Origin of the sequence: Microcoleus sp. K1-B1 (genome assembly GCF_036704705.1) — a bacterium.
Taxonomy (GTDB): Bacteria; Cyanobacteriota; Cyanobacteriia; order Cyanobacteriales; family Microcoleaceae; genus Microcoleus.
On sequence record NZ_JAUBSH010000061.1, the window covers coordinates 34,828 to 41,096 of the forward strand.

The window sequence follows — 6,269 nt, forward strand, 5'->3', positions numbered from 1 at the left end:
TTTTCATTAAACGCCTAATTACTAAAATTATATGTAGCAGGTAAATTGTCCTTCATATTTAGAAAAAAAGTTAGTTATATAAATTAAGGCTTCTTGAGGAGATAAATTGTGAACTTGCTCTATATCAGCATTCCACGGAAATTTATTTTTCCGGTCGGGTTTATCGAGATACCCCCTTCTGTAGGCTTCCTCTGGTGTAAGTGAAGTTATCGGACTGATTTCTTGAGGAATCAAGAAAGCATTATTATAATGTAACTCTACGAGAGCATAGTTATATTTTTGGCACAGATTATTTAACTGTGAAATACTTTGACCAAAAAAGTGATCGTTATTCCAAACATAATTGGGGCTATAGTTAACAGTAAACTTTAGAGGTGGTGGGATTTTTTCATTTATTTCTACGGTAATCAACAAAGGTCTAAATGAACTAAGTATTTTGTCTAATACAAAATAATCATAACCATCTATATCAAGATTGAGAAAACTAAAGTTTTCTGGAACTTGATGTGTTTTCATAAGAGAAACTACGTTTTCAGGTGTCACCATGCACTTACTTAAGTTTACTTTTTCAAATTCAGTATACCTAAGTGCTAATTTGGTAAATAGTTGGCTATCATATTCTACTGCTAACCCACTCCATCCTTGCTTGTATAAAAAATAAGTGTTTGACATACTTATCCCATCACTAGCAGCTATATCGACACAGTATTTGTTTTCTATATTTAATTGGTTTAAATATTTATCAATAATAGTTTCTTCGTCTAAATATGAATATTTATGAGTAGGAGTATCTACAGTTTGGGTATCTGGGATTTTAGGGCTAGCTAGCATCAATACCTTAACAAATGCTTGAGAATCGGAGGCATAACGCTGACAAGCTGTTGCAAATTCCAGGGTAGATTGTTCGTAGGGTAGACAATCTAAAATGCTTTGAAGTACTTGTAATAGTAAATCGGAATTAACAGGGTACAACTCCGAGCGCAACAACTCAACAATTCCCAAGGATATTAGGTATTGATTTGTCAAACTATTCATTTTAATAGAAAGATCGACAATCTTTAACAAATTATTTATGTCGGTGGGATCTATTTCCCGGATGTGTTGCCGGATTCCGCGAGCAACAGCATAATCCGTGAGTCTTTCTCGGCGCTGTGCTTCTGTTTGTATAACTTTTATTAGTTCAGATGTGCATTCTTCGCTTTGTTCGGCATTGCCCTCAAGTATACCTGTGAGCCAGACTGTTAGAGCTTCGGCTTCTTGCTCTTGCAAAAGCAGCATCAACCCCAAGTGCCAATAGTGGGATTTAATGTTTGGTTCAGCTTCTATAGCTTGCTCATAAATACTCGCTGCTTGAGAATAGTCTCCTAAAAACAAGCAGGAATTACCTCTTTTTTGCCAATTACATTGATCGTTTAACACACTCCTGGCACTGTAACCGCTGCTGTAATTTATAATTTTAGCAATAATAGGCAATGAACTTAGTCCCACCTTAACTAGCTCTGGAATCTCCGCTAAGCTCTCTATAATATTATCCGCCAAGTTATATCTTATATCGTCGCCATATTGCAGGGTCAAATACGCTAGAAGTTCCAGAGCATAGTCAGGAAAGTTCATCACATCAGCGATACAAGCTAATTTTAGTATTTGATCAGGTGTCTTTAATTCTGTATCCAAGTCTTCCCGAATCAGATCCCGAAAATAAAAAGCATCAGACCAGACTAAGGCTCCATAGTGGTCGGGTGACACTACAGGCATTCGGCGATCGTCACGATGTATATTACATAAATCAAAAAGTGTAAATCCTTGTTCTCTCAGGTACACATCTACATCCCCAAACAAAGGTTGACCCTTGTATATTTCTGTAAACTCTACTTCTGTTACAATCGCTAGAGTGCTACTTTTTAAAATACTAGAAGCTCCTTTTAAAACCAGAAGCTCTGCCCCCTGAACGTCTAGTTGTATAAAATCAATCTCGTTAACTGCTTTTGATTGGCAAAAAGAATCTAAAGTTGTTATCTCAACTTCCACAGTAGAAACTAGCTCAATTAGCTGAGAATTTCCGACAAACCGCTCAATATAGAAATCGCTGGGAGGATATAGTGAACTGCAACCTGGGTGTTTAGTAAGATAAATTGTGGATGTTCCGACAGAATTTCCCAGAGCTAGTGGAATATGTTTTTCAGTCCAATTTATTTTTCGAGCTTCTATAGTGGCGTTAGCCTCATGACAAGCAGCTTCATCAGCATCGAATCCATAGATAGTAAGATTGGGTGCAAAAATATCCCACCCCTGACTCCCATAGTCATCTTTGTCTGCGATCTTACGAGAGCCAACGAGGCATACTGTTACGTGAATATTATTTAAATGCCCGCTTTTCTTTAGGCTCGGAACAAAAATTGCCATGCTATAACCTGGAGATAAAATAAAAGGATAATTAACGATGATATGGGTAGATATTGCTATGGTAGGGGAGATTGCTGAGAAGCCAATGGAGAAGATACATCTGAAGTCCCCCCTTTCCGCTACTACTTCCCCTTCACCTGCCCCAACAATACCTTATAATCTGATCGCCCGGGATTTAGCTTCACCAACTTCTCCAAAGGCTCGATCGCCCCTTTCCCATTATTCATCTGCAAGCGCACATTGGCCAACCCCTCCAGAGCCGTCTGATTCTGCGGTTCTCGCTGCAAAACCGTTTCATATCCCCGTTCCTGCGCCGCCAGCAAAGACTCCTGAGAAACTGCTACCGGAGCCGATTTTTGTTGGTGCTGACTGCTCAAACCGCTGCCGAACAGACTCACCATACCAAAAATTGCCGAACCGCCAAAGCCAACCATTGATACTAACGCAAAAATCTGCTTAATTCGATCGCTCCGATGAACCCGACTTTCACTAGATTTTTTCTGTGTACTTTCCATTGCTAACTCTTGGCGTCGCTGTTTTCCAGGCACTCGCAAAGCACCTATCTCTAGATTGCCCAAGTTCGATCGCAAAACGATCGCCCTTCGCCATTTAAAATTTGAAACCAATTCTCCCCCACACAAAAACTGAGACTTGTCAAGGACATTTAGGTAACAATAACACGCGGGCGATCGAATTGGTGAAGCGCGATCGCACCCTTACTTTTTAGCCGTTACTCTCAGGCAATTCGCCAAACCGATCTCGGTAAAGCGCTAGCAAAGATGTGAGTTCAGGATCACGCTGGCGTTCCGCTTCTAGTGCTGAGGCTAATTCATCAGAAAGCCGATCTAATTTTTCTTCTAATTTTGTTGCAGTCCTGCATATCGCTCCTTAATTGTGGTTATTTTTAATTTAAAACGCCCTTGCTGACTCGATTGTGTAATCAAAATGGGATTGGATTAAGGGCCGAAAGGTCGATCGACCTCCCACACCTTCAAATGCCATCAGGATCGATACCCTGACGAATCAAGTATGCCATTAGTCGATCGGCGCGCTGGCGTTCATCTTCGGCGCGCTGGCGTTCCTGTTCCACCCGTTCCGCACCCCACAGCAGCAAATTGCCATTCTCATCCCACCAGCGCAACCAATAACCCATTCTATGAGATTTTTCACCTTCCCAAACCCCCAGAAATAAACCCCTTGATTCTATCCAGAATCGCTGATTAGCATCCGGTTCTTGCAATTCGTATTCTCCAGAAGTCGAGAGTCTGTACACTTCCAATACTCCCGATTTCGGTTCAAAAATTACATAAATCGGTACTTGCAAAATTCGCTCGTAAAACCGCCATTTTCCGTAAGGATATGTCGGTTTATTTGAATATTCACTACCGTCAGTCTCCGATAAAAATTCCATCACTACAGCAGGTACTTCTCCCTCAGCATTGGGCGTGTAACTGCGGCGAACTTCTCCTGGTTCTGCTGGCAATACTGAGGGAACGTACACCCAATCCGGTGCTTTTACTACTGTTTTGTCGTTAACTTTGGCACAGAGTCCAAAATTGGAAGCTATTAGCATTGAAGCTAGGATAAATCCTGCGATCTCCAAGGCTTCTCGGAGGGCCGCCGCTAAAAGTGGTTGGTCAATGTTTTCAACAGGAGCGTCGGGTAATTTAAAGTCGTCGGGCAATTTTTCCCAAGTTATATTATACTTGGTTTTGGTTTCGTCCGGTTTCGATAATATTTGCGTCATTGGTTTTTCTCGTGGCGATATAAAGAGTTTTTTCTTAATAGGATTTGGACAATAAATTTAATACCTGGTGCGAAAGCCACACCTTATTAAATAGCTGTAATCAAAGTGCGTATTGCCCATATTACTAACTAGAGTAAGTCGCGAATATTGCACTGGCGGTTATTCAATTATACCGTGTTTTAAGGATTATTTTCGGGAGCAACTGGTTCTGCTGACTTTGCAGTTTGAGAAGGTATAACAGGCAATTTTTGCTGTTTGTGCAAGCGAGGGAATCCCGGCTCTACTGATTGATTTCTGGCAGGTGTACTCGCCTTTACTTTCTCAGAAAGGGGAGCTAATGTTTGAGTCACTTTAACTTGCTGTCGCAGTTGTTCTGTCGAACCCAATAAGCCTCCTAATCCGTTGAACAACCTGCGAATATTGTTGCGGAAAGCCGGATCTCCTGTCAAATCATCCACGTCGGAAGTGATTTTCTGCACGTTCTGAAATGTAGCTCGTGCAGAATCTAGAGTTTGCTGCAATAATAGCAAAGTGGCGGGATTGTTTACCTGGCTGGATAAATCTCGCAAATTACTAGAAGCTTGGGCAGCATTCGCTGATAAAACTTCTAAATTGTTCAGCAATTGTCCTTGATTGATTCGATTAATTGTCGGACTCAAGCTGCTGACAGCTACCCGCAGTTCCTGACTGCTTTGATTGATGTTATTCAGAGTTGAGACTAAACTGGCGCGGTTGGTTGTTACTAAAGAATTGAGTTGGTTGGCTGTTAATGTAATTTGATTGGCTGCTTGAGTTACTGAATTAGCAGAATTTATCGCAGCTGCAGATACGGCTTTTGTGGAAGTGTCCGCCGTAGCTGCTACTTTAGAAACATCAGCGGCGGCGGCTGATATTTCCGTCTTGAGCGATTGATTTAAGGTACTTGCTTCTCCCTTCAATGATTGATTTAAACTGCTGGCTTCCCCCTTTAATGATTGATTTAAACTTGCTATTTCACTTTTTAATGATTGATTTAAGCTCCCAAGGTCTCCCCTTACAGATTGATTTAAATTTTTTATTTCCGCTTGGGCAGTTTGAGTTAAATTTGATAAATCTTGAGTGAGTTTAGCTGCACCTTTAGCTGTGTTGGCTGTATTCTCGGTAAGAGATTTAATATTGTTAAAAAGCGCGGGGTCAGTGTAGAAATTAGCTAGGCGGACTGTGGATTTAATTAGTTCGTCGATAGTGACACCAGCTTGACCTTTTAAGCGCGAATTTTGGCAGATAATCTCTGGGGGACAGTTGGCACTAACGGGATTGGCGGTAAGTAATGATTCTGGCAAAATCGAGTTGGGGGTAATGTCGATCGACGATTCGCCAATTAAACCCGATTTATTCGCTTCGATGGTAACATCCCTGGGAATCACTAAAGTACCGGGGGCAATCTCCAGCGTCACGTCTACCCCGTTGGAACCCGGTTGGAGGGCGGTAATTTTACCGACTGCAACCCCGCGATACCTGATGGGCGTGCCTATTTGCATTCCTTGGGCGCTGCCAAATTCTACGGCGAATTTGTAGCTGCGGTTCCCTAGTTGCACGCCCCGCAGCCAGAGAACTAAGCCACCAAATAAACCGATTCCTACTAAAATTAAGAACCCGACAGAACCTTCTCTTACAGTTCGCGATCGCATATTACCTCCTTTGGCAGTTGGCAGTTGATAGTTGGCAGTTGGCAGTTGATAGTTGGCAGTTGATAGTTGGCAGTTGTTAATTTTTGTCTAATGTGTTGCCTATAGATTTTAGATAGGCGTTTAGCCTTGGCGACAGTGCGTCAATAATTGGCTTGAGTGTTTCTACTTGCGTACTTGTTAGTAGTTGCCTAGTATAAGCCCGTCTCAACCAGTGCTTTGTTTTATATAAAGAACCTCTGGCAATCTTGATAAATCGCCGATGATTATGATAGCTACCTCGACCATCTCCTTCAGCAATATTAGCACCACTACTAAGCTGTCGCGCATTTAAATTGTATATTCAGGGCGGGCTTTCTGGCCCAACCCCTACTCCCTGACAGGTGTAGGTTTTTTACGACGGGGTAGTATAAAGTCAATTAAACCAGGCGAAAATGAGGGTGTTGAAACGA

5 protein-coding genes are annotated in these 6,269 nt (G+C 41.8%); all 5 read right to left on the reverse strand.

Annotated elements, in window-relative coordinates:
* Positions 1–27 precede the first annotated feature (27 nt).
* Positions 28–2,403, reverse strand: a complete 2,376-nt coding sequence (locus tag QUA83_RS20415; RefSeq protein WP_333295413.1) for an FkbM family methyltransferase — start codon at positions 2,401–2,403, stop codon at positions 28–30.
* 122 nt (positions 2,404–2,525) lie between these two features.
* A complete protein-coding gene (locus QUA83_RS20420; RefSeq protein ID WP_333295414.1) occupies positions 2,526–3,029 on the reverse strand; it encodes a tetratricopeptide repeat protein in 504 nt (167 codons plus the stop codon).
* A 365-nt stretch (positions 3,030–3,394) separates the two neighbouring features.
* A complete protein-coding gene (locus tag QUA83_RS20425) occupies positions 3,395–4,150 on the reverse strand; it encodes a Uma2 family endonuclease (protein ID WP_333295415.1) in 756 nt (251 codons plus the stop codon).
* Positions 4,151–4,329: 179 nt separating this feature from the next.
* Positions 4,330–5,820, reverse strand: coding sequence for an MlaD family protein (locus QUA83_RS20430; RefSeq protein ID WP_333295417.1), 1,491 nt, complete (start codon positions 5,818–5,820; stop codon positions 4,330–4,332).
* Positions 5,821–5,896: 76 nt separating this feature from the next.
* Positions 5,897–6,160, reverse strand: coding sequence for a four helix bundle protein (locus QUA83_RS20435; RefSeq protein WP_333295419.1), 264 nt, complete (start codon positions 6,158–6,160; stop codon positions 5,897–5,899).
* Positions 6,161–6,269: the final 109 nt, after the last annotated feature.

Bases quoted from the DNA above. Each gene is read 5' to 3' on its own strand.
- QUA83_RS20415 (WP_333295413.1), bottom strand. From the start codon at position 2,403: ATGGCAATTTTTGTTCCGAGCCTAAAGAAAAGCGGGCATTTAAATAAT.
- QUA83_RS20430 (WP_333295417.1), bottom strand. From the start codon at position 5,820: ATGCGATCGCGAACTGTAAGAGAAGGTTCTGTCGGGTTCTTAATTTTA.
- QUA83_RS20425 (WP_333295415.1), bottom strand. From the start codon at position 4,150: ATGACGCAAATATTATCGAAACCGGACGAAACCAAAACCAAGTATAAT.